This is a genomic window from Streptomyces sp. NPDC046197 (assembly GCF_040646295.1).
GTDB lineage: Bacteria > Actinomycetota > Actinomycetes > Streptomycetales > Streptomycetaceae > Streptomyces.
Window position 1 is genome coordinate 127631 of the sequence record NZ_JBEYZY010000008.1, and the last position, 21319, is coordinate 148949.

Here is a 21319-nt window from a genome sequence, read left to right on the forward strand (position 1 = left end):
GGAACCGGGACCTGGCTCGGGGCCGGAACCGGGACCTGGCTCGGGGCCGGAACCGGGACCTGGCTCGGGGCCGGAACCGGGACCTGGCTCGGGGCCGGAACCGGGACCTGGCTCGGGGCCGGGAAGCATGGTGCACTCCTCGCTGTCTCGTCCGGCCGGTCCGCGGCGCGGCCCCCGGCCCATTCCAGCACGCGCCCCGCAGGCTCGCACGGCACACGGCACACGTCGTACGGCCGCCGGGCCGGTGGCACCGGACCGGCCGAACGTGCCAGGACTCCCGCCGCGTGTTGCAATGAACGAGGACCGCCTGCCCCCGCGGACCGCGCCGCGATGCAGCCCCCGGGGACCAAGCGGTCGGGCCACCGGCCCCGACGCCCATCCCGCCCTTGAGGAGGGGCCATGAACGATGTCGAAGAAATGGGCCCTGTCGACTACCTGGTCATCGAGTTTCCCGGCAACCGCATGACGGGCGAGGCGTTCCCCCTGCTCATCGACCTCGTCGAGCGCGGCATCGTCCGGATCCTCGACCTGGTCTTCGTCCGCAAGGACACGGACGGGTCGGTCACCGCGCTGGAAATGCAGGACCTCGGGGACGAGATCGACGTGTCGGTCTTCGAGGGTGCGTCGTCCGGGTTGCTGGACCAAGGCGACATCGACGAGGCCGGTGTGGCGCTCGAGCCCGGCAACTCCGCCGCGGTCCTGGTGTACGAGAACCTGTGGGCCGCGCCCCTGGCGGCCGCGCTGCGACGCAGTGGGGCCCAACTGGTCGCGAGCGGGCGGATCCCGGTTCAGGACCTACTGGCCTCGCTGGACGCCGTGGAGGGGACGGCACCCTCCGGCGGCCCGGCGGCCGCCTGAATCGCCGGACCCTGCCGGCCGTGACCGCACCGGTCGCCGGCCGTCTGCACTCGACAGGGAGATGAGGGAACATGCCCGGACTTCTTCGCGGTGTCGCGCGCACCGCCGTCGTCGCGGGAACCGCCACCGCGGTGTCCAACCGCGTGTCGCGGCGCCAGGCGGGGCGATGGGCCCAGCAGGACTACGAGCGGCAACAGGCGTACCAGCAGCAGGCGGCGCCCGCTCCCAGCGCACCGCCGCCGCCACCCACACCGGCCCCCAGCGCCCAGACCACGACCGCCGACGACATGAGCAGCAAGATCGACCAGCTCAAGCAGCTGGGCGAGCTGAAGGCACAGGGAGTGCTGACGGACGAGGAGTTCGAGGCCCAGAAGCGCCGGATCCTCGCCTGACGTTCCCACGAGGGACCCTGCTTGCGGCCGGACACGCCCACGTCGCCGTCACGGGCCCGCCCACGTCACCGTTGCCGTCGCCGTCACGGCCCCGCCCCCGCCCACGTCACCGTTGCCGTCGCCGTCACGGCCCCGCCCACGTCACCGTTGCCGTCGCCGTCACGGCCCCGCCCCCGCCCACGTCACCGTTGCCGACGCCGTCACTGCCTCGGCGCACGGCCTCGGCCACCTCCGCCCGTGCCACTGCGACCGCCGACACCTCGGCGACCGTCCACACCTCCGCTCGACGCCGCCGCATCCGCCACCGCGACCGTCATCCGCCGGACCGCCTCGGTCACCAGCTCCGGCGACGTGGCCAGGTTCAGGCGTGCGTGTCCGGCGCCCCCCGTGCCGAAGGGGATGCCCGAGCTGAGCGCGACCCGGCCGCGGTCGAGGAAGGTCCGGGCCGGGTCGTCGCCCAGGCCGAGGGCGCGGCAGTCCAGCCAGGCGAGGTAGGTCGCCCGGCCGGGGTGGTACGAGATCGCCGGCAGGTGTTCGGCCAGCAGGCCTGCGAGCAGGCGGCGGTTGTCGTCGAGGCCGGCCAGCAGCGCGTCCAGCCAGGGGATGCCGTCGCGGAGTGCGGCGGTGTGGGCGATGACGCCGAGGTGGCTGGGGCCGTCGGCGACCTCCTCGGGCAGCCGGGCGAGGTCGGCGGCGGCCGCGGGTCCCGCGAGGGCGAGCGCGGCTTTGAGACCGGCCAGGTGCCATCCCTTGGTCGCCGACATCAGCGACAGCCCGTTCTCCGCGCCCGGCACGCCGAGATACGGCACGAAGCGCTCGCCGCAGGCCGTGAGCGGCGCGTGGATCTCGTCGGCCACGACTCGGACGCCGTAGCGGTCGGCCAGGGCTGCGACGGCGGCCAGTTCGTCGGCGGTGTGCACGGTGCCGGTCGGGTTCTGCGGGCTGCACAGCAGGTGGACGGCCCGTCGGCCGCCCGCGACGGCGCGTTGGAACGCCTCCTCCAGTGCGTCGAGGTCGAGGCGCCGGTCGGTGCCGAGCGGGGCTTCGACGATGCGCCTGTCCATGTGTTCGACGAACTGGAAGAACGGCGGATACACGGGCGGATTGACGACGACGGGGTCCCCGGGCCCGGTCACCAGTTTGATCATTTCGACGGCGCCCGTCATCACGTCGGGCACGATCGCGGTGCGCTGCACGGCGAGCCCGTCCCATCCCCACCGCTTCGCGGCGAAGCCGGCCAGGGCCTCGGCGTAGGCGGTGCCCGCCGGGTACCCGGTGTCACCCAGCGCCAGCGCGTCCGTCACCGCCCGGACGACGGGTGTTCGGCGATCGGTACGTCCATTTCGGCCACCCACAACGGCAGCACGTCGCCGGGATGCGCTCGCCACTTCTGGCTGGTGCGGCGCCGGAGGGCGTCGAGGTCCAGGACGCGCAGCGGATTCGGTTCACCGAACGGTTCGTGCGGGATCCTGTTCATGAGCACAAGATAGGGGGCTCGGGCGTGACCGGGAACGACGAGGACGGGGCACGGCGGACGACGCGGGCAGGTCCGGTCGAGGTCGCCTGCGACGAGTCGGGGTCGGACAGCGAGAACCTCACCAGCGGCAACACGGACGTCTTCGCCCATGCCAGTGTGCGGCTGTCCGGGAAGTGCGCCGCGCAGTGCGTGCGGGAGATACGGGACCGGATCCGCTCGCCCGCGGAGGAGTACAAGGCCACGCATCTGCTGCGCGAGAAGCACCGGGCGGTGCTGGAGTGGGTGCTCTGCCCCGCCGGTCCGCTGTACGGGCACGCCCATGTGGACCTCACCGAGAAGGCGTTCCTCGTGGTGGACCGGGCCCTGGACATGCTGCTCGGCGACTGCGCCGAGGCTCGCGTCCTGTTCGGCGCCGGGCCCGAGGTCTTCGGCACGCAGCGGTGGCGGCAATTCCTGGAAGCGGCCAACCAGTTGCTGCGGGCCAGGAACAGCGGCGGCCCCGCCGCGCCGGTGGACGACTTCCTGCGCACGGTCCGGGCCCTGCGGGAGCTGCCCGCTCCCGCGGAGGTCACGGGAGTCCTGGAACGGCTGGCCGGGGCCCGTGAGCGCGCCGATGCCCTCCGGGCCAGGAAACTGGCCGGTGGTGGCCTGATTCCGGTGCTCAATCCGCTGGTGCCGGCGATTCTGCGTACGGCCGCCCACTGGAGTGCCGACGGGGGCACCGTACGGCTCGTGCACGACCAGCAGAACATGCTCACCCCGGGACGTATCGCCTGGCTCGTGCAGACGGCCGGACGGGACGGAATCGGGCTGGCCGGGCTGGACCTCGTCGACTCGCGCCAGGACTCGCGGGTGCAGCTCGCCGACTTCCTCGCCGGTATCGCGCGCAAGATCGCCTCCGACGAGCTGAACCGGCGCGGCGACCCGCCCCTCACCGCCCTGCTGCGGCCCTACGTCGGCGCGATGTCCGTGTGGGGCGACGCACCGAGCTGGGGTCGTCTCGGTCCGTCGGCGGATCGCGAGGGCCGGGGGAAGCAGGCCGGCCGCGCGGCTCGGATCGGCTGCTGACCGGGCGCCGCGCCGGAAGACCACCCGTGCGCTGAACATGGCCGGGCCGCGCCACGTATGGAGATAGGGCGCTCAACGACCGGAGTGCCTCGCGGTGTTGAAACCGTGAGTTCGGTGTTCGGGAGCCATGCATGAGGCACGCACGACGACGGGTCGTCCGGCGGGTGACACGGCTGACCGCTGTCGCGGGACTCCTTCTGGGAGGAGCGATGGTCACGCAGGCGGCGATGGCCGACGAGACTCCCGGCAGGAGCGCGGTGCCGCTCAGTGCGCCGCCGTCGGCCACCGCCACCGGCGCCGACCTGGTGTCCCGGCTCGGTACGGCGCGTACGGCGGGCAGCTGGATCGGCGGCGACGGGCGTACGGTCGTCGCGGTGACCGACGAGGAGACGGCGGCCGAGGTGCGGCGCGCGGGCGCCGAGGCGAAGGTCGTGCGGCACAGCATGAACGAGCTGAAGTCGGCGACGGCGACCCTGCGCGGCGCGCCGCGGGTGGCGGGCACGGCCTGGGCGATGGACTACCGGACCAACCAGGTCGTCGTCGAGGCCGACAGCACCGTCTCCGCCGCCGACTGGTCCCGGATGACCAAGGTCGCCGACGGCATCGGCGGTTTCGTCCGTATGCAGCGGACCAGGGGCACGTTCACCACACGTCTCAACGGGGCGCAGCCGATCCTGTCGACCGGCGGACGGTGCTCGGCGGGCTTCAACGTGACCAACGGGCAGAGCGACTTCATTCTCACCGCCGGCCACTGCGGGCCCGCCGGTTCCATCTGGTTCGCGGACAACCAGGGCAACCAGCAGCTGGGCAAGACGGTCAGCAGTGCCTTCCCGGGCAATGACTTCTCGCTGGTGCAGTACGCCTCCGGTCACGCCGGCCAGGGCGCCGACGTGGTGGCGATCGGGGGCGGCAAGGGCGTGCGGATCACCGGAGTGGGCGATGCGGCCGTGGGACAGCGGGTGTTCCGCAGCGGCAGCACCAGCGGCCTGCACGACGGCCAGGTGACCGGGCTGAACGCCACGGTCAACTATCCCGAGGGCACCGTCACCGGACTGATCCAGACCACGGTGTGCGCCGAACCGGGTGACAGCGGCGGCCCGCTGTTCTCCGAGGGGATCGCCCTCGGGGTGACTTCGGGAGGCAGCGGCGACTGCACCACGGGCGGTACGACGTTCTTCCAGCCGGCGACCAAGGCACTGTCCGCGCTGGGGGTGAAGCTGCTCGTGTCGGCGCAGCAGGGCGCCGGCCAGGGTGCGGCACCGTCTGGGGCCCCGTCGTCCTCGGCTCCCCACAGCGCCATGGCGCCCGGCGCCGTCTCCCCCGGGTCGTCGGCGCCCGTGACGAGTGGCACCCAGGCGTCGACGCTGCTGGCCCGGCTCGCCGACCCGAGGAACGTCGGTCCCGGTCTGCTGGTGATCGCGGGCAGTCTCATCGCGCTGGTCGCGACCCGGTGGATCCGCTCGGAACAGGACCGCAAGGCCTACCGCGAGTACTACTCCGCCACCTGGGGCTGAGGGGTGGGCTCCGCCACCCGGGGCTGAGCGGTGGGCCCGGGAGACGTCGGCGGGAGAGTGATCAAGGTGAGAGGGGCACCCCGTTCGCCCAGGGGTGCCCCGGATCGGTGGTGCGCTGCCCGGCGGTGGCTCAGGCCGCCCTGACCTGCTGCGGAGCGGCCGCGGCCCACTCCATCACGAGGCGCTGGTACTCCTCGCGCTGCTCGGTGGTCAGTGTCCCGCCCGACCGGAGCCACAGGGCCCGGATCTCCTCGTTGACCTCCGCGGCCGATCGCTCGGAGGCGGCTTCAACAGTGGTGGACATGCTGTGAAGCATATGCCGCCCGACGTGAAGACGTTGTGAGTAAGAACGATCGATACGGGACATTTCGGACCGTGTTGCTCATCACGTCAATTAGGCAGGGCGACGAGGGAGTTCACCGCGGCCGAGCGCCGGGTGGGTACCTCAGGTGCCCGGCTTGCGGCCGTAGACGAACACGTCGTCGCCGGTCTTCAGCAGCGACCAGTACTTCTGCGCGACGGTCGTGGTCATGTTCACACAGCCGTGCGAGCCCGGCGGGTTCCACATGCTCAGGCCGACCGCGTGGAAGGCCTGGCCGCCGTCGAAGAACTGGCTGTAGGGCATCGGCACGTCGTAGATGTTCGAGACGTGGTTCTTGTCCCGCCAGTAGATCTTCTTCAGGCCGGTACGGGTCTCGTATCCGTCGCGACCGGTACGCACGGGGACGGGCCCGTAGACCAGACGGCTGCCGTCCTGGATCCAGCTGAGCTGGAGCGTGAGGTTGACACAGGCGATGCGGCCCTTGTTGACGGGGCACCGGCCGTCCCTGTTCGGGTTGTTCCCGACGGCCTTCTGCTTGTCCATCAGGTCCATCACGCCCCAGGTGACCGAACCCGCGTAGCCGATGGCAGGCGTGATGCCGTGCCTGTTCTGGAAGGCCTGGATGGCCTTGCAGTCGGCCGGCGACTGCCGGCCGTCGACCGGGCGGCCGAGGAACTTCTCCACCTGCTTCTGGTACGGCCCGGACTGCGTCGTGCAGCTCGCGGCCTGCGCCGGAGCGGCGCCGAGTGCCAGCGTGAGCGGCGCCACGAGTCCCGTGACCCCCAGGGCTACGGCCCCTCGTCCGCCCAGGCTGCCCAGGCTGCCCAGTCTGCCTATGTTCCCCATTACGGCTCTTTCCCCCTCGATGCGGTCCCTGCGCTCTCGGAGAGCTAGACCTTTGCCCGGGGACGTCGGTTGTAAAGCCGGTCACGCCGATACGAAACGGTGACAATCGGCAAGTCGGCACCGCCCCGCCGGACCCGGCGCTCCGATGCCAGTTCCTTCGAATTGGACCCGGTGTCCGGCAAGGGCCGCGGCCTACACTGCCGACCGTGCACCCCGCACTCGCCGACGATCCGGACCGGCTTCCGCAACTCCTGCAGTCCGCCCGTGACCTCGCCGCACGGGAGGTGAGCGGCCTGTCCGAGCGGCCGGTCGTCCGGCTCGGCAAGGCCCCGACCGCGAGCCCCTCCCGGACGTGCCGACCGATAGCGTGCGTACATGTCCTCGTTCATACAACAGCTGCCCGCGCTGGTCGGGGTCGTGATCGGTGCCCTCGGCTCGTACCTGGCGGTCGTGCGGAGCGACCGGGACCGGTTCCGCCGGGAGCAGGCGGCACGCTGGGAGGAGCGACGGCTCGCGGTGTACGCCGACTACGCGCGGTCGCTGAAGAAGTCGGTCACCCTGACCTACCGGGTGGCCGCCCACCTCGGCAACGACCCGCATCCGCACCCCTTGCCCCTGCCGGAGGCGGAACCGTTGCTGGCCGAGGCGACCGCCGCCCGGGATCCGTCGGGGGAGGCCCTGATCATGCTGGGCAGTCCCGACGTGGTGGAAAAGGCCCGGACGTGGGTGGTACTGGTGATGGAGATGGAGCGGTTCCTGCGGGACGGTCGGCGCGAACCGGAGGCCTGGCAGGGCCTGCTGGAACGTCAGCGCGCCGCGCGCGAGGGCTACTACACGGCCGTACGGGCGGATCTGGCGCTGCCGCCGGGCCATGCCGCGCGCTGGCCGCTGCCGCCGGTGGCACAGGGCTGAGCGGCCCGCCGGACCGGTCGGCCGGCGGTGCCGACGGCGGATCAGCCGGTCGGGGTCAGTCTGGCGTCGAGGGCGTCGGCGTCCGCCAGGAACCACAGCTGATGGCCGCCGTTCGACTCGTACACGAAGTCGCGCAGCGCCGCACTGCTCTCCACGTGGCGCGAGATGTCACCCATGACGACCAGGCGCAGGCGGTAGTTCACGAACTTCTGCACGATCGCGCCCGCGACGCCCGACCTCAGCCGGAAGAACTCCTCACAGACCCGCTCCACGGGCACCGCGACCAGTTCCGCGTCCCGTCCCATCGCGTCGCCGATGAGATCCAGCGCCGCGCTCTCGCCGTCGAGCGGCGGTCCGCCGGGAGCGCAGCGCAGGACGCGCACGCCGTGCAGGTTCACGAGTTCGTCCGAGGCCATGGCCGGTGAGCGTAATGACCAACGCCGGGCCCCGCGAACGCTTTTCGTCCCGTGCGGCCCGGCTCCGGCCGTCACACCCGCGGAGTCCGGTCCTTCGCTGTGGCCGGCCTGTTCAAGGTCGCGTGGCCGCTCCCGTCAGTGGCCGCGGGCGATCCACTCCTCCAGGTGCGGGCCCTCCGCTCCGATCGTGGTGGCGTCGCCGTGGCCGGTGAGGACCTTCGTCTCGGAGGGCAGGGTGAGGAGACGGTCGCGGATCGAGGCGATGATCGTCGGGAAGTGGGAGTAGGAGCGGCCGGTGGCGCCCGGGCCGCCCTTGAAGAGGGTGTCGCCGGTGAAGACGGTGGCGAGCCCCGGGTCGTACAGGCAGACCGCGCCCGGCGCGTGCCCGGGGGTGTGCAGGACCGTCAGGTCGGCGCCCACCGCCTCGATCACCTGACCGTCGGCCAGATGGGCGTCGGGCTCCCGGTCCGGGTGGGTCAGCTTCCACAGCGGCAGGTCGTCGGGGTGCAGCCAGATCCTCGCGCCGGTGAGGTCGGCGAGGGCCGGTGCGGCGTTCACGTGGTCGTTGTGCGCATGGGTGCACACGATGGCGGTCAGCCGGCGGTCGCCGACCGCGGCGGCGATGGCGGCGGCGTCGTGCGCGGCGTCGATGACGACCGCCTCGTGGTCGTCGCCGACGATCCACACGTTGTTCTCGACGTCCCAGGTGCCGCCGTCGAGCGTGAACCGGCCGGAGGTGACGAGGCGTTCGATGCGCGCGGTCATCACAGCACCACCACCGAGCGCAGCACGTCGCCCTGGTGCATCCGGTCGAACGCCTTCTCCACCTCGTCGAGCTGGATGGTCTCCGTCACGAACTTCTCCAGCGGCAGCCGTCCTTGCAGGTGCAGGTCGACGAGCATCGGGAAGTCCCGGGAGGGCAGGCAGTCGCCGTACCAGGAGGACTTGAGGGCTCCGCCGCGCCCGAAGACGTCCAGCAGGGGCAGTTCCAGCTTCATCTCCGGGGTGGGCACGCCGACCAGGACGACCGTGCCGGCCAGGTCGCGGGCGTAGAAGGCCTGCCGATAGGTCTCGGGGCGACCGACGGCCTCGATGACGACGTCGGCGCCGAAGCCCCCGGTCAGCTCACGGATCGCCTCGACCGGGTCGGTCTCGCGGGAGTTGACGGTGTGCGTGGCTCCCATCGTGCGGGCGGTCTCGAGCTTCCGGTCGTCGATGTCCACGGCGATGATCTTCCCGGCGCCCGCCAGGAAGGACCCGGCGACGGCCGCGTCGCCGACACCGCCGCAGCCGATGACGGCGACCGAGTCGCCGCGCCCGACGTTGCCCGTGTTGATGGCGGCGCCGATGCCCGCCATCACCCCGCAGCCCAGCAGCCCGGCGACCGCCGGGGACACGGCGGGGTCGACCTTGGTGCACTGGCCGGCCGCGACCAGCGTCTTCTCGGCGAAGGCGCCGATACCGAGGGCCGGGGCGAGTTCGGTGCCGTCGGTGAGGGTCATCTTCTGCGCGGCGTTGTGCGTGTCGAAGCAGTACCAGGGCCGGCCACGGCGGCAGGCCCGGCACTTGCCGCACACCGCACGCCAGTTGAGGATCACGAAGTCGCCGGGTGCGACGTCGGTGACGCCCTCGCCGACCGACTCCACCACGCCGGAGGCCTCGTGGCCGAGCAGGAAGGGGAAGTCGTCGGTGATGCCGCCCTGCTTGTAGTGCAGATCGGTGTGGCAGACGCCGCAGGCCTGGACGCGCACGACGGCCTCGCCCGGGCCCGGGTCCGGCACGACGATCGTCTCGACCCGCACGGGTTCGTTCTTTCCGGGCGCGATCACGCCGCGAACTTCCTGCGCCATGGTGGTGGCCCCTTCCATCGGCCGTTGTCCGTCCCCTCGACCCTACGCGTCAATGATCGGTGACGGCACGCATCCGGGCAGGTCACTTGCCACTCCGGTCGGGCCCGGGCGGCGCGGCTTCCGCCGTACGGGTGAGCACGCGCGGTGGCGCGGGCCGGTCCTCGCCATGCAGCCCGGCGACGGCGAGGGCACCCGTCAGGGCGCCGTGCCCCCGGACCCGGGCTCGGGCACGGGCTCGGGCACGGGCTCGGGCTGGGGCTCGGGCTCGGGGCCGCGTCCGGGGCACGAGCTCGGGGCCGGGGCCGGGGCCGGGGCCGAGGCCGGGCTCGGGCTCGGGCTCGGAGCCGGGCTGGGGCTCGGGGCCGGGCTGGGACTCGGGCTCGGAGCCGGGCTGGGGCTCGGAGCCGGGCTGGGACTCGGGGCCGGGCTGGGACTCGGGCTCGGAGCCGAGCTGGGGCTCGGGGCCGGGGTCGGGGCCCGGGGCCCGGGGCCGGGCTCGGGCTGGGGCTCGGGCTCGGAGCCGAGCTGGGGCTCGGGGCCGGGGCCGGGGCCCGGGGCCCGGGGCCGGGCTCGGGCTGGGGCTCGGGCTCGGGCTCGGAGCCGGGCTGGGGCTCGGGGCCGGGTCCGGAGCCGGGCTCGGCTCGGCACGCGGCCGGGTCTCGCCCGCCGGCGCCGGAAGGACCGGGTGAAGACCGACCTACGACGTCATGCCCGTGCCGTGTGGCAGCCAGGTGGTGATCGAGTGCGGCGTTCCGGTGCGAAGGGCGTCGCACCCGGATGCGGGCCCTCGCCGCCCGCCGCTGATCACCCCGGCTTCCACCGAGGAGAACGGACATACCAGACACCACGACCGTCTGCACATCGGCGACGCCACCGAGGTACCGCCCGTGCCGCCGCTGCGCACGCTTCCTGACGGGTCCTCGGCGCCGCCCGCAGCGCCTGAAACCACTGGCGCCGCCACCCGGTGGGCGACGTAGCCTGATTGCTCCGACCCACTCCGGACAGGGAGCGTTGTGAGCGGCGCAGACAGCGAGACGAGCGATCCGCCCGCCTGGCGGCTGCTCCTGGACTACGTACGGCCCCACCGCTGGGCCCTGTTGGCGGGGGCGCTGCTCTCGCTGGTCACCGGGGCCACCGGGTTGCTGCTGCCGCTGGTGGCGCGGGGACTGGTCGACGACCTCGCGCACGACCGCGCCGTCACGGGTGCGCTGGTGGCGATGTCGGCCCTGGTCGTCGCCAACGCGGCGATCGGTGCGCTGGGTTCGTACGTGTTGCGCCGCACCGCCGAGTCGGTGGTGCTCGGCGCCCGGCGCGCCCTGTCGTCGTATCTGCTGCGGCTGCGCATACCGGCGGTCGACCGCAGCGAGCCGGGCGACCTGATGGCCCGGATCACCTCGGACACCACGCTGTTGCGGGAGGTCACCACGGAGTCGCTGGTCGGACTCGGTACCGGCGGGCTCACGCTGGTCGCGACGGTGGTGATGATGGGCCTGGTCGACGTGGTGCTGCTGGGGGTCACCCTGGCGGTGATCCTGCTCGCGGGCACGGTGCTCGGGGTGATCGTGCCGCGCATCAACCGGGCGAGCCGGCAGGCGCAGAACGCGGTGGGCGTCATGGGCGCCTCGCTGGAGCGGGTGCTGGGCGCCCTGCGCACCGTGAAGGCGTCCGGCGCCGAGCACCGCGAGGAGCACACGCTGCACGCGGCGGCCGAGGAGTCGTGGCGGCAGAGCGTGCGCGCCGCCAAGTGGTCGGCGGCGGCGGGCAACACGGCCGGTCTGGCGATGCAGATCGCGTTCATCACGGTGCTCGCGGTGGGCGGGGCGCGGGTGGCGACCGGAGCCATCGGCGTGGGCACCCTGGTGGCGTTCCTGCTGTACGTGTTCTATCTGATGTCGCCGATCCAGCAGGTGGTCGGCGCCGTCACGCAGTACCAGACGGGCGCCGCGGCGCTGGCGCGCATCCAGGAGGCGCTGCGGCTGCCCGCCGAACCCCCGTGCCGGCCCGCGCCGTTGCCCTCCCCCGGCGCCCGGCCGGCCGCGCTCGCCTTCGTGGACGTCCGCTTCCGTTACGCCGTCGACCTGCCGTACGTCCACCACGGTGTGACCTTCTCGGTGCCCGCCCAGGGCATGACGGCGTTCGTCGGACCGTCCGGGGCGGGCAAGACCACGGTCTTCTCGCTGATCGAACGGTTCTACGAGCCCGAGTCCGGAGCGATCACCCTCGACGGCCGGAGCCTGGCCGACTGGGACCTGCCCCAACTGCGCTCCGCCATCGGTTACGTGGAGCAGGACGCGCCGGTCCTGTCGGGCTCGCTGCGGGACAACCTGCTGCTGGGCAACCCGGATGCGGACGAGGGCGCCCTGGAACGGTTGCTGAAGACGACGCGCCTGGACGGTCTGGTGGCGCGGCTGCCGAGCGGCCTGGACACGCTCGTCGGGCACCGGGGGACCAAGCTGTCGGGCGGGGAGCGCCAGCGGGTCGCGATCGCCCGCGCCCTGCTGCGCCGCCCGCGGCTGCTGCTCCTGGACGAGGCGACCTCGCAGCTGGACGCGGTGAACGAGGCGGCGCTGCGCGACACCGTGGCCGACGTGGCCCGTGCGACGACCGTCCTCGTGGTGGCGCACCGGCTGTCGACGGTGACCATGGCCGACCGGATCGTGGTCATGGACGCGGGCCGCGTCCGCGCGGTGGGCACTCACCGCGACCTGGTGGCCGCCGACCCGCTGTACGCGGAGCTGGCCGCGACACAGTTCCTGGCGACGGCGGACTGACGCCCGGGCTGCGCTTGCCGAGCCCGCCGGGGCGGAGGAGCCTCGAAGGTGAGGCTGTCGCGGCCCGTTCCTCCCCGGGCCCGCGGCCCTCGTAGGAGGTCACCATGGCTACCCCGGCAAGCCCCGCCTTCAACACCGAAACGCTGCGCCGCGGCATCGAGGCAGACACGGCGTCCACGCTCCTGTCGCTGTACGCGGACGACGCGGAGATACGCATAGTGGACCGCAACACCCAGCCCAGTCACCCGAAGATCCTGCAGGGCCGGAACGAGATCCGCTCCCTGCTCGACGACGTCTACAGCCGCGACATGAGGCACAAGCTGGAGACCTGCGTCGTACAGGGCGACCACGCCGCGTACGTCGAGTCCTGCGAATACCCCGACGGCGTCCGTGTCCTCGCCGAGTCCATGATCTCGTTGCGCAACGGCAAGATCACCGACCAGATTCTGATCCAGGCATGGGACGAGTAGGCAGGAAGGCGGCAAGGTTCCAGGTCAGTTCCCGGCTGACCTGGTCCTTCTCCGCCCGGGCGGGCCTGGGACGATCGCGCTCCGCACTGCTCGGGCGGCCGGGGCCGGCCACCGCGGCACGCCGGCTGGCGTCCGCCGTTGTGCTGCGGGCGATGCTGCGGGCGGCGCGGCCCCGTCCGCGCGCTCTGACGCCACGCGTTCTGACGCCGAGTACTCGGACGCCACGTGCTCTGACGCCGCGCGCGCTGAGACCGCGCCATGGCCGGCATCGCTGAACCGGATCCGCCCGTACGTCCCTGAAGACCGGCGCCCCTGAAGACCGGCGCCCCAGAAGAAGACCGGCGCCCCAGAAGACCGGCCAACCACCCGACTCTGCCTGCGCGTTGACCATGACCGGGCCCTGCGGTCAGGACCTGCGACGGCCCCGCGACCCCGAACGTGCGTCCTGATCGGGGCGCCTGCTCGGTTAAGGTGGGCCGGGGTCGTGACTGGCGCTGAGGTGGAGCACCACCGGGGAGCGGCCCACGCAGAGTCGAATGCCGCGCGCCTGGGCGATCCCGTCAACCGCTCAGGGAGTGGATCATGTCCCAGGCCCGGCTCATGGACGGCATCGCGCTCGCCCGCCGCATCGTCGAGGAGACCGCCGAGAAGGCGGCCGCCCTCACCGAGCGCACGGGAACGGCGCCCTGCCTCGCGACGGTGCTGGTGGGCGAGGACCCCGCCTCCGTCACCTACGTCCGGATGAAGCAGAACCGCTGCCGCCGGGCCGGCATCGCCTCGCGCCATGTGGCACTGCCGGCCGCGACCACCACGCGGGAGCTGGTCGGCACGCTCACGTCCCTGTCGGCCGACCCCGGCGTGCACGGCATCCTGCTGCAGCATCCCGTCGGCGAGCACATCGACGAGCGGGCCGCGTTCGAGGCGATCGCGCCCGAGAAGGACGTCGACGGCGTCACCTTCGCCTCGTTCGCCACGATGAGTTTCGGTCTGCCGGGCTTCGTGTCCTGCACCCCCGGAGGCATCCTGCGGCTGCTCGACGCGTACGAGGTGGACCCGGCCGGGAAGCGGGCCGTCGTCGTGGGCCGCAGCGCCATCCTCGGCAAGCCGGTCGGCATGCTGCTCCTTGCCCGCGACGCCACGGTGACGTACTGCCACTCCCGCACCCACGACCTGTCGGCCGCCGTCCGCGAGGCGGACATCGTCGTCGCCGCCGTGGGGCGGCCGCGGCTCGTCCGCGGCCAGGACATCAAGCCCGGCGCCGTCGTGATCGACGCCGGGTACAACCCGGGCACCATCGGCGACGTCGACTTCGACTCCGCCGCGGAGCGGGCCTCGCTCATCACCCCGGTGCCGGGCGGCGTCGGTCCGATGACGATCGCCACGCTGCTGGAGCAGACCGTCACCGCGGCCGCCCGGCAGCTCGGGGTGTGATCAGCGCATCCAGGCGCTGTACTGCATGACGTCCCCGGCCTGGACGCCGTACTCGGGCCCGGCGGTGGTGAAGGTCGTCTCCAGTCCCAGTACTGCCCCGGTGGCCGGGTCCATGATCAGCATCCGGCGAATGCCGGGGGCGTCGAGGACGTAGGCCTGACCGCGGCGGCCGAGCCGGTCGGTGACCCGGCCGACCGGTCGCAGGTGCCCGCCGTCGGCCAGCAGCCCGGCGAGGGCGGCGGACTCGCGCGGCCCGAGCGTCCAGTGGTCGAGCAACTCCGCCGTGGCGTCGAGCAGTTCGGTGGTGGTCGGGGAAGTGCTGTGCGCCACCTCGGCGAGATAGGCGCGCAGGTGTGCTGGGTCGTGCGGCGGCGACGACTCGGGCGGGGCGTCGCTCCAACTCGGCGGGTAGGTCCGGTCGCTGAGGACATGGCCGTCGGCGACCCGGCGCGCCGCGCCGCCCTCGTCGGTGAGGACCGGGCGGCCCGGGTGGCGCGGGTCGGTCGCGACCACGAGTTCGGTGCGGCTGCCGTCGGCCCGCCATCGCACGACGCGCTCCTCGGGCAGGGTGACCGGCGGCCTGTCGTCCTCCATGCCGAGGCTCCACGACTGCACGTGGGTGCCCTTGCGCAGGCCCGGCGCGCCGTCGGCGGCGGCCGCCCGGGCGCGCTCGGCGAGCCGGTCCAGGGGTACGGGGGTGGAGCCGGCCTGCACCACCAGGGGGCGGGGGGCGGCGACGGCTGGCGCGGTGCTCGGGCCGGAGAGCAGCAGTGCCGACACTGTGGCGGCGACGACGGCCGTGGCCGCCAGCCCCCAGACGGCCTTCCGGAGGGGACGGCGGCTCGGGGTTTCCTCGCGCAGCAGCCGGTTGAGGTGCCGCTCGGCACGGTGGTCGAGGGGGCCGTCGCCGAAGTGGGGGCCGTCCGCGGGTACGGGGTTGGCGCGGCGCAGCAGTTCGAGTTCGTCAGTCATGGCCGTGGTCCTTGGTGGAGGTGACGAGCGGGGGGCGCATGCGGTCGATCTCCGCTCTCAGCCGGCGGCGGGCGCGGTGCAGCCGCATGGCCGCCGCCCGGCGGCCGCAGCCGAGCACGACGGCGACCTCGTCGACGTCGAGTTCCTCCCACGCGGTCAGGCGCAGTACCTCCTGGTCGGCCGGGGAGAGCCGGAGGAGCGCCTCGTGCACCCAGGCGCCCGGCAGCTCCGCGTCCGGGCCGGCCACCGTGTGCCGGCCGTGTGCGGTCTGCTCGTGGCCCAGCCGGTCGACCAGCCGGCGGCGCCGTCCGTAGCCGCGTACCGCGTTCGCCAGGCAGTTGCGCGCCACGCCGTACAGCCACGGCAGCGGGGACGGCGGCAGGTCGGCCCGGCGCCGCCACGCCACGGTGAACACCTCCGCCACCACTTCCTCCACCTCGCTCGCCCGGCCGTCCAGTCGCCGCGCGACATAGCGGCTGACCGCCCAGTAGCACGCGCGATAGGCAGCGGCGAAGTCCTCGTCGTTGCTCATGTCCCGTTCGTGTCCGGCACCCGTAGGAACGTCACACCCGTCGCTGTGACGCTCGTCGCCCCCGTTCGAGTCGACGCCCGGATCCGGCCCGGGCGGACCCCTGGCCCGGACGGGCCCCGGACACCCCCTGGACCGCTCAAGGACTCCAGCCCGGTGGGCGCAGGATGCCCAGGAGCTGGCGGACGAGTTCGTCGACGACGTCGTCCAGGGACGCGTCCACCCACCCGGCGCTCCAGTCGTGGAGCAGGCCGTTGACGCTGCCGAGGAAGGCGGTGGCGGCGATGCGGTAGTCGCGCCGGGCCGCCTCCCCGCGGACGGCGGCGGCCCGCACCTCGGCGCAGATGAGGTCGACCCAGCGCGACCGGCGGGCCAGGCGCTGCTCCTCCAGGCGTGGACTGACCCCGATGATCTCGACGAAGGTGATGCGGATCCGGCGCGGGTCGGCGGTGACACTGGCGGCGTAGGCGCGGAAGAGCGTGGCGACCCGCTGCGCGAGGGGCAGGAGGTCCCCGGCCTCGGCGAGCGCGTCCAGGACCGCCTGCTCGGCCCAGTCGTTGACCTGGAGGTGGAGGGCGGCCAGCACGTCCTCCAGGGTGCGGAACTCCTCGTAGAACTGACGCGTCGACAGCCCCGCGGCCTCGCTGAGCGCCGCGACCGTCGTGGAGCGGAAGCCGGGCGTGTCGCCGAACAACTGGAGCGCGGCCCGCAGGAAACGGCACCGCCGCTCGGCCTGCCGTTGCGCGGCGGACTTGCCCCCGTAGCGGCCGGTCGGCGCTCTCAGCCTGCCCGTCACGGTCCCCTCCCTCGTCCACCCACGGACAATTTTGTCGTGTACGCGGTCTTGTGGAGAAGGCGACCGTTCCTTACTTTTCAGTAAGTTCACTCTGAACGAGCACGTGCATGAATCCCTCGGGCACCAGGCTGTGCGTGGCGGGCACCATGGACGACTACGCCACCGTCGTCGACCGCGCGACCCTGCATGAGGGGCCGCTCGTCCCCGCGTCCAAGCCCTCCTGGGCCACCGCCAGCGGTGACGGCAAGGACTGCGTCGTCTCCGAGAGCGGCGCCGGCCAGGTCACCGCCACCGACTTCGCCACCGGGCAGAAGACCGTGTCCGTGCCGGTGGGCGACCACCCGCAGCGGGTACGCCTGGGCCATGTGCAGGCCGACTGGACCGGACCTTCCGCGGGCCGGGCACCGGGCAACCAGCACAAGGTCCAGCCACGACCTTGACCGCCCTCTCCACCGCCCACCCGGCGCGTCCCGTTCAGCAGGTATTCCTTCCGTTCAGCGGGTTGTGATCGGTGCGGGACCGCTCGGGCACCATGCGCCGCGGCCCGGTCCGCGGTGATCCGAACGACACCCCCTGGCCGTGCAGGCCCTGCCCGAGGGCCTCCCGCACGGTGGCCCCGACCGCCTTGAAGAAGGCGTACGGCATCGAGCACGTCGACGCTGCCGATCTCGTCGATCAGCCCGGCGGAGTGCAGCAGCCGCTCGGTCGGACCGGGGTGGACATGGACGCAGTGTGCATCGGCGCTCCCCGCTGGGTGACGGCCGGATCACGGGCAGTGCAGCAGAGCCGGACCGGCACAGGCGATGGATTAACGCTCAACAAAAGCCCGCCGTAGCGCTCGCCGCCCCCAGGACCCGGACCTAGAGTGACGTACATCACGTGGTTGCTGATTCGTGGTTGCTGATTTCCCCACTCACGCCCGCACGGTTTCTGGAGGGCACATGACCCACATCTCGGTCACGGTGGACGGCACGGCCTACGAGGACGAGGTGGAACCCCGCCTCCTGCTGGTCCACTATCTGCGCGACCGTCTCGGCCTGACCGGCACCCCGATCGGCTGCGACACCTCGAACTGCGGGGCCTGCACGGTCGAACTGGACGGCGAGAGCGTCAAGAGCTGCGCGGTGCTGGCCGTGCAGGCGGACGGGGGCGAGGTGACCACCGTCCAGGGGCTGGCCCGGGACGGGCAGTGGACGACGCTGCAGCGAGCCTTCCACGAGCACCACGCGCTGCAGTGCGGATACTGCACCCCCGGAATGATCATGGCCGCCCGCGATCTGCTGCGCGAGAACCCCCACCCCGGCTCCGACGAGGTGCGCAAGGCCCTGGAGGGCAACCTCTGCCGCTGCACCGGCTACCAGAACATCGTCCGCGCGGTGCTCGCCGCCGCGGACGAGACGGATTCCGCGCAACGGAGCACGCCTGCGGAGGAGGTCACGGCATGACCGACCAGGCAGTCGAACGCGAGGTCGGCAGGGCCCGGCTGCGCAAGGAGGACGCCCGGCTGATCACCGGGCAGGCCAACTGGACCGACAACATCAGCGTCACCGGGCTGCTGCACCTCGCCGTCCTGCGCAGCCCCATGGCTCACGCACGCATCGAACGGGTCGACGTCTCCCCCGCCCTGGAGCGGCCCGGCGTGGTCGCCGCGTTCAGCGGCCGCGACCTCGCCGAGGACCTCGGCTCGCTGCCCTGTGGCTGGCCCGTCACCGAGGACATGGTGCTGCCGGACCATCCGCCGATCGCGGTCGACGAGGTGCGCCACGCCGGCGACCCGGTGGCGGTCGTGGTGGCCCGCGACCGGTACACGGCCGCCGACGCGCTGGAGGCGATCGAGGTCGACTATGAGCCCCTCCCCCCGGTCCTCGACCTCGAGGCCGCCCTCGCCGAGGACGCCCCGCTGGTCCACGCCGACAAGGGCACCAACCGCTGCTACGTCTGGCCGCTGAAGACCGGCGCGGACTACGAGACGGTGAAGCAGCGCGCGGAGGTCGTCGTCAAGCGGCGCTACCACCAGCAGCGGCTGATTCCCAACGCCATGGAGCCACGCGCGGTCGTGGTCACCCCGATCGCCGCCTCCGGCGAGTACACGGTGTACTCGGCGACGCAGATCCCGCACATCCTGCGGATCATGCTCTCGGTCGTCACCGGCGTGCCCGAGCACAAGTTGCGCGTGGTCGCCCCGGACGTGGGCGGCGGCTTCGGCTCCAAGCTCCAGGTGTACGGCGAGGAGGCGGTCGTGCTCGCGGTCGCCCGGCGGCTGGGACGGCCGGTGAAGTGGACCGAGTCCCGCTCCGAGGGTTACCTGGCCACCCACCACGGCCGCGGGATGATCCAGGACGTCGAGATCGCCGCGACCCGCGAGGGCAGGCTGCTCGGCCTCAAGGTCGAGCTGCTCGCCGACATGGGCGCCTACCTGATGCTCGTCACCCCGGGCATCCCGATCCTGGGCGCCTTCATGTATCCGGCGATCTACAAGATGGACGCCTACGACTTCACCTGCACCGGCGTGTTCACCACCCGGACCCCGACCGACGCCTACCGCGGCGCCGGACGCCCGGAGGCCACGTACGCCATCGAACGGGCCATGGACGAGCTGGCCGCCGAGGTCGGCCTGGACCCGGTCGAGGTACGACGGCGCAACTGGATCCGGCACGAGGAGTTCCCGTACACGACGGTCGCGGGCCTGACCTACGACAGCGGCAACTACGAGGCCGCCACGCAGAAGGCGCTGGCCCTGTTCGGCTACGACGAGCTGCGCGCCGAGCAGCACAAGCGCGCCGAGCACGGCGACACCGTCCGGCTCGGCATCGGCGTGTCCACGTACACCGAGATGTGCGGTCTGGCACCGAGCCGGGTGCTGCGCGACCTCAAGTACTCGGCGGGCGGCTGGGAGGCGGCGAGCATCCGCATGCTGCCCACCGGCAAGGTCGAGGTGGTCACCGGCACCAGCCCGCACGGGCAGGGCCACGTCACCTGCTGGAGCCAGATCGCCGCCGACGTGCTGGGCGTGCCGTTCGAGGACGTCGAGGTGGTGCACGGCGACACCCTGGCGGCCCCGCAGGGCATGGACACCTACGGCTCGCGCTCGCTGGTGGTCGGCGGGGCGGCCGTGCACCGGGCGGCCGAGAAGGTGGTGGACAAGGCGCGGAAGGTGGCGGCCCACCTGCTCGAAGCGAGCGAGGGCGACCTGGAGTTCGCGGACGGCGTGTTCTCCGTGAAGGGCTCGCCCGAGGCGCGCAAGACCATCCAGGAGGTCGCCTTCGCGACGTTCACCTCCCATGACGTGCCGGACGGCATGGAACCCACCATCAACGCCGAACACATCTGCGACCCGGAGAACTTCTCCTACCCGCACGGCACCCACCTGTGCGCGGTCGAGATCGACACCGAGACCGGGCAGACCCGGATCCGGTCCTACGTCTGCGTCGACGACGTCGGCCGGGTGGTCAACCCGGTGATCGTCGAGGGGCAGGTGCACGGCGGGCTCGCGCAGGGCATCGCCCAGGCGCTGTTCGAGGAGGCGGTGTACGACGCCGAGGGCAACCTGGTGTCCGGCACGATGGCCGACTACCTCGTACCGTCGGCGGCGGACCTGCCCGAGTTCGTGACCGACCGCACGGAGACGCCCGCGGCCTCCAACCCGCTCGGGGTCAAGGGCGTCGGCGAGGCGGGCACCATCGCCTCGACGCCCGCCGTGGTCAACGCGGTCGTGGACGCGCTGCGCCCGCTGGGCGTGCACGACGTGCGGATGCCCTGTACCCCCGAGCGGGTCTGGGAGGCCGTTCGGTCGGCACGGAAGGAGGCCTCGGCATGATCCCTCCCGCATTCGAGTACGCCCGTCCGGCAAGCGTCGACGAGGCGGTACGCACGCTCGCCGACGCGGGCGACGAGGCGAAGGTCCTCGCCGGCGGGCAGAGCCTGCTGCCGCTGCTCAGGCTGCGGCTGGCCTTCCCCGAGCTCGTCGTCGACGTCGGCCGGATCCCCGAGCTGCGCGGTGTCCGCGAGGACGGCGACATGCTCGCCATCGGCGCGACGACCACGCACCACGACGTCGTCCACGATCCGCTGGTACGCCGGTACGCGGGGCTGCTGGCCCAGGCCACCGAGACGGTCGCCGATCCGGCCGTGCGGCACCGCGGCACCCTCGGCGGATCCCTCGCGCACGCCGACCCGGCAGGCGACCTGCCGGCGGTGCTGCTGGCCCTGGACGGCGAACTGGTGGCCGCGGGGCCGGGCGGGCGGCGGACCGTCCCGGCCGGCGAGTTCTTCGCCGACTATCTGCAGACCGCTCTGCAGCCCGACGAGCTCCTGGTGGAGGTGCGGGTGCCCAAGAGGGAGGGGTGGGGCTTCTGCTACGAGAAGTTCCACCGGGTGGCCCAGTCCTGGGCGATGGTCGGCGTGGCCGCGCTGGTGCGCCGCGACGACGGGAACATCGCCGAGGCACGCGTCGGGCTGACCAACATGGGCGCCACCCCGCTGCGGGCGTCGGCCGCGGAGGAGGCACTGGCGGGCGCCGGGGACGCCGAGGCCGTGGCACGGGCGGCGGAGGCGGCCGCCGAGGGCACCCGTCCGTCGCGGGACGCGTCGGCCTCGCCCGAGTACCGGGCGCATCTCGCGCGGGTGCTCACCAGGCGGGCCGTGCTGGCCGCCGCCGGAATGGGGTGAGCGCCGATCACGTCCATCGACAGTCCG

20 protein-coding genes, 2 pseudogenes and 1 riboswitch are annotated in these 21319 nt (G+C 72.8%); of the genes and pseudogenes, 13 read left to right on the forward strand and 9 right to left on the reverse strand.

Annotated elements, in window-relative coordinates; all coding sequences use genetic code 11:
- Positions 1 to 399: 399 nt before the first annotated feature.
- Entirely contained in the window at positions 400 to 858 is a 459-nt protein-coding gene (locus AB0A61_RS13935) for a DUF6325 family protein (RefSeq protein WP_361291128.1), read from the forward strand.
- 71 nt (positions 859 to 929) lie between these two features.
- Positions 930 to 1250, forward strand: a complete 321-nt coding sequence (locus AB0A61_RS13940; RefSeq protein WP_361291131.1) for an SHOCT domain-containing protein — start codon at positions 930 to 932, stop codon at positions 1248 to 1250.
- A 314-nt stretch (positions 1251 to 1564) separates the two neighbouring features.
- On the opposite strand, the pseudogene AB0A61_RS13945 reads toward AB0A61_RS13940, so the two are convergent.
- A pseudogene (locus AB0A61_RS13945) lies at positions 1565 to 2727 on the reverse strand (aminotransferase class I/II-fold pyridoxal phosphate-dependent enzyme); the annotation flags it as partial.
- A gap of 24 nt (positions 2728 to 2751) precedes the next feature.
- Here AB0A61_RS13945 and AB0A61_RS13950 point away from each other — a divergent pair.
- Together AB0A61_RS13950 and AB0A61_RS13955 are read left to right on the forward strand one after the other, a co-directional pair.
- Positions 2752 to 3795 carry a hypothetical protein gene (locus tag AB0A61_RS13950; protein WP_361291134.1) on the forward strand — a complete coding sequence of 348 codons (1044 nt, stop codon included), beginning with the start codon at positions 2752 to 2754 and terminating at the stop codon, positions 3793 to 3795.
- 131 nt (positions 3796 to 3926) lie between these two features.
- Positions 3927 to 5309 carry a S1 family peptidase gene (locus AB0A61_RS13955; protein WP_361291137.1) on the forward strand — a complete coding sequence of 461 codons (1383 nt, stop codon included), beginning with the start codon at positions 3927 to 3929 and terminating at the stop codon, positions 5307 to 5309.
- 130 nt (positions 5310 to 5439) lie between these two features.
- On the opposite strand, the gene AB0A61_RS13960 is transcribed toward AB0A61_RS13955, so the two are convergent.
- Together AB0A61_RS13960 and AB0A61_RS13965 are read right to left on the reverse strand one after the other, a co-directional pair.
- A complete protein-coding gene (locus tag AB0A61_RS13960; RefSeq protein ID WP_361291140.1) occupies positions 5440 to 5625 on the reverse strand; it encodes a hypothetical protein in 186 nt (61 codons plus the stop codon).
- A gap of 129 nt (positions 5626 to 5754) precedes the next feature.
- The gene (locus AB0A61_RS13965; protein ID WP_361291546.1) at positions 5755 to 6450 is read right to left on the reverse strand and encodes a L,D-transpeptidase family protein; all 696 of its coding nucleotides are present in this window, start codon (positions 6448 to 6450) and stop codon (positions 5755 to 5757) included.
- A gap of 402 nt (positions 6451 to 6852) precedes the next feature.
- Between AB0A61_RS13965 and AB0A61_RS13970 the strand changes: the two genes are divergently transcribed.
- The gene (locus tag AB0A61_RS13970) at positions 6853 to 7389 is read left to right on the forward strand and encodes a hypothetical protein (protein WP_361291143.1); all 537 of its coding nucleotides are present in this window, start codon (positions 6853 to 6855) and stop codon (positions 7387 to 7389) included.
- Between the two features lie 41 nt (positions 7390 to 7430).
- Here AB0A61_RS13970 and AB0A61_RS13975 read toward each other — a convergent pair whose 3' ends face one another.
- The 3 genes from AB0A61_RS13975 to AB0A61_RS13985 form a co-directional block, all read right to left on the reverse strand.
- Positions 7431 to 7805, reverse strand: coding sequence for a DUF4180 domain-containing protein (locus AB0A61_RS13975; protein ID WP_361291146.1), 375 nt, complete (start codon positions 7803 to 7805; stop codon positions 7431 to 7433).
- A gap of 135 nt (positions 7806 to 7940) precedes the next feature.
- Complete coding sequence (locus tag AB0A61_RS13980) at positions 7941 to 8570, reverse strand: MBL fold metallo-hydrolase (RefSeq protein ID WP_361291149.1); 630 nt, start codon at positions 8568 to 8570, stop codon at positions 7941 to 7943.
- Positions 8570 to 9655 carry an S-(hydroxymethyl)mycothiol dehydrogenase gene (locus AB0A61_RS13985; RefSeq protein WP_361291152.1) on the reverse strand — a complete coding sequence of 362 codons (1086 nt, stop codon included), beginning with the start codon at positions 9653 to 9655 and terminating at the stop codon, positions 8570 to 8572. The genes AB0A61_RS13980 and AB0A61_RS13985 overlap by 1 nt, the downstream gene beginning before the upstream one ends.
- 1013 nt (positions 9656 to 10668) lie before the next feature.
- On the opposite strand from AB0A61_RS13985, the gene AB0A61_RS13990 reads away from it, so the two are divergent.
- From AB0A61_RS13990 to AB0A61_RS14000, 3 genes are all read left to right on the forward strand, one after another.
- Positions 10669 to 12426, forward strand: coding sequence for an ABC transporter ATP-binding protein (locus tag AB0A61_RS13990; RefSeq protein WP_361291155.1), 1758 nt, complete (start codon positions 10669 to 10671; stop codon positions 12424 to 12426).
- A 104-nt stretch (positions 12427 to 12530) separates the two neighbouring features.
- Complete coding sequence (locus AB0A61_RS13995; RefSeq protein ID WP_361291158.1) at positions 12531 to 12896, forward strand: nuclear transport factor 2 family protein; 366 nt, start codon at positions 12531 to 12533, stop codon at positions 12894 to 12896.
- Between the two features lie 474 nt (positions 12897 to 13370).
- Positions 13371 to 13456: riboswitch (ZMP/ZTP riboswitch) on the forward strand.
- A gap of 22 nt (positions 13457 to 13478) precedes the next feature.
- Positions 13479 to 14327, forward strand: coding sequence for a bifunctional 5,10-methylenetetrahydrofolate dehydrogenase/5,10-methenyltetrahydrofolate cyclohydrolase (locus AB0A61_RS14000; RefSeq protein ID WP_361291161.1), 849 nt, complete (start codon positions 13479 to 13481; stop codon positions 14325 to 14327).
- Here the strand turns inward: AB0A61_RS14000 and AB0A61_RS14005 are convergent, their stop codons facing one another.
- The 3 genes from AB0A61_RS14005 to AB0A61_RS14015 all read right to left on the reverse strand — a co-directional run bounded on the left by AB0A61_RS14005 (position 14328) and on the right by AB0A61_RS14015 (position 16624).
- Positions 14328 to 15299, reverse strand: coding sequence for a CU044_5270 family protein (locus AB0A61_RS14005; RefSeq protein ID WP_361291164.1), 972 nt, complete (start codon positions 15297 to 15299; stop codon positions 14328 to 14330).
- Positions 15292 to 15831: a sigma-70 family RNA polymerase sigma factor gene (locus tag AB0A61_RS14010; protein WP_361291167.1), complete on the reverse strand. Its 540-nt coding sequence runs from the start codon at positions 15829 to 15831 to the stop codon at positions 15292 to 15294. The genes AB0A61_RS14005 and AB0A61_RS14010 overlap by 8 nt, the downstream gene beginning before the upstream one ends.
- A 136-nt stretch (positions 15832 to 15967) precedes the next feature.
- Positions 15968 to 16624, reverse strand: a complete 657-nt coding sequence (locus tag AB0A61_RS14015) for a TetR/AcrR family transcriptional regulator (protein WP_361291170.1) — start codon at positions 16622 to 16624, stop codon at positions 15968 to 15970.
- Between the two features lie 107 nt (positions 16625 to 16731).
- Here AB0A61_RS14015 and AB0A61_RS14020 point away from each other — a divergent pair.
- The 5 genes and pseudogenes from AB0A61_RS14020 to AB0A61_RS14040 all read left to right on the forward strand — a co-directional run.
- Positions 16732 to 17064, forward strand: a pseudogene (locus tag AB0A61_RS14020) (hypothetical protein); the annotation flags it as partial.
- 185 nt (positions 17065 to 17249) lie between these two features.
- Entirely contained in the window at positions 17250 to 17459 is a 210-nt protein-coding gene (locus tag AB0A61_RS14025) for a hypothetical protein (protein WP_361291173.1), read from the forward strand.
- Positions 17460 to 17565: 106 nt separating this feature from the next.
- The gene (locus tag AB0A61_RS14030; RefSeq protein WP_361291176.1) at positions 17566 to 18069 is read left to right on the forward strand and encodes a (2Fe-2S)-binding protein; all 504 of its coding nucleotides are present in this window, start codon (positions 17566 to 17568) and stop codon (positions 18067 to 18069) included.
- A complete protein-coding gene (locus tag AB0A61_RS14035) occupies positions 18066 to 20441 on the forward strand; it encodes a molybdopterin cofactor-binding domain-containing protein (protein WP_361291179.1) in 2376 nt (791 codons plus the stop codon). Before AB0A61_RS14030 ends, AB0A61_RS14035 begins: the two co-directional genes overlap by 4 nt.
- Positions 20438 to 21292, forward strand: a complete 855-nt coding sequence (locus AB0A61_RS14040; protein WP_361291182.1) for a xanthine dehydrogenase family protein subunit M — start codon at positions 20438 to 20440, stop codon at positions 21290 to 21292. Before AB0A61_RS14035 ends, AB0A61_RS14040 begins: the two co-directional genes overlap by 4 nt.
- The last annotated feature ends 27 nt before the right edge of the window (positions 21293 to 21319 follow it).

What these genes read in the sequence shown, in the direction of transcription:
- AB0A61_RS13935 (WP_361291128.1), top strand. Translation starts at nt 400, where the DNA reads ATGAACGATGTCGAAGAAATGGGCCCTGTCGACTACCTGGTCATCGAG.
- AB0A61_RS13940 (WP_361291131.1), top strand. Translation starts at nt 930, where the DNA reads ATGCCCGGACTTCTTCGCGGTGTCGCGCGCACCGCCGTCGTCGCGGGA.
- AB0A61_RS13955 (WP_361291137.1), top strand. Translation starts at nt 3,927, where the DNA reads ATGAGGCACGCACGACGACGGGTCGTCCGGCGGGTGACACGGCTGACC.
- AB0A61_RS13960 (WP_361291140.1), bottom strand. Translation starts at nt 5,625, where the DNA reads ATGCTTCACAGCATGTCCACCACTGTTGAAGCCGCCTCCGAGCGATCG.
- AB0A61_RS13970 (WP_361291143.1), top strand. Translation starts at nt 6,853, where the DNA reads ATGTCCTCGTTCATACAACAGCTGCCCGCGCTGGTCGGGGTCGTGATC.
- AB0A61_RS13975 (WP_361291146.1), bottom strand. Translation starts at nt 7,805, where the DNA reads ATGGCCTCGGACGAACTCGTGAACCTGCACGGCGTGCGCGTCCTGCGC.
- AB0A61_RS13980 (WP_361291149.1), bottom strand. Translation starts at nt 8,570, where the DNA reads ATGACCGCGCGCATCGAACGCCTCGTCACCTCCGGCCGGTTCACGCTC.
- AB0A61_RS13985 (WP_361291152.1), bottom strand. Translation starts at nt 9,655, where the DNA reads ATGGCGCAGGAAGTTCGCGGCGTGATCGCGCCCGGAAAGAACGAACCC.
- AB0A61_RS13995 (WP_361291158.1), top strand. Translation starts at nt 12,531, where the DNA reads ATGGCTACCCCGGCAAGCCCCGCCTTCAACACCGAAACGCTGCGCCGC.
- AB0A61_RS14000 (WP_361291161.1), top strand. Translation starts at nt 13,479, where the DNA reads ATGTCCCAGGCCCGGCTCATGGACGGCATCGCGCTCGCCCGCCGCATC.
- AB0A61_RS14005 (WP_361291164.1), bottom strand. Translation starts at nt 15,299, where the DNA reads ATGACTGACGAACTCGAACTGCTGCGCCGCGCCAACCCCGTACCCGCG.
- AB0A61_RS14010 (WP_361291167.1), bottom strand. Translation starts at nt 15,831, where the DNA reads ATGAGCAACGACGAGGACTTCGCCGCTGCCTATCGCGCGTGCTACTGG.
- AB0A61_RS14030 (WP_361291176.1), top strand. Translation starts at nt 17,566, where the DNA reads ATGACCCACATCTCGGTCACGGTGGACGGCACGGCCTACGAGGACGAG.
- AB0A61_RS14035 (WP_361291179.1), top strand. Translation starts at nt 18,066, where the DNA reads ATGACCGACCAGGCAGTCGAACGCGAGGTCGGCAGGGCCCGGCTGCGC.
- AB0A61_RS14040 (WP_361291182.1), top strand. Translation starts at nt 20,438, where the DNA reads ATGATCCCTCCCGCATTCGAGTACGCCCGTCCGGCAAGCGTCGACGAG.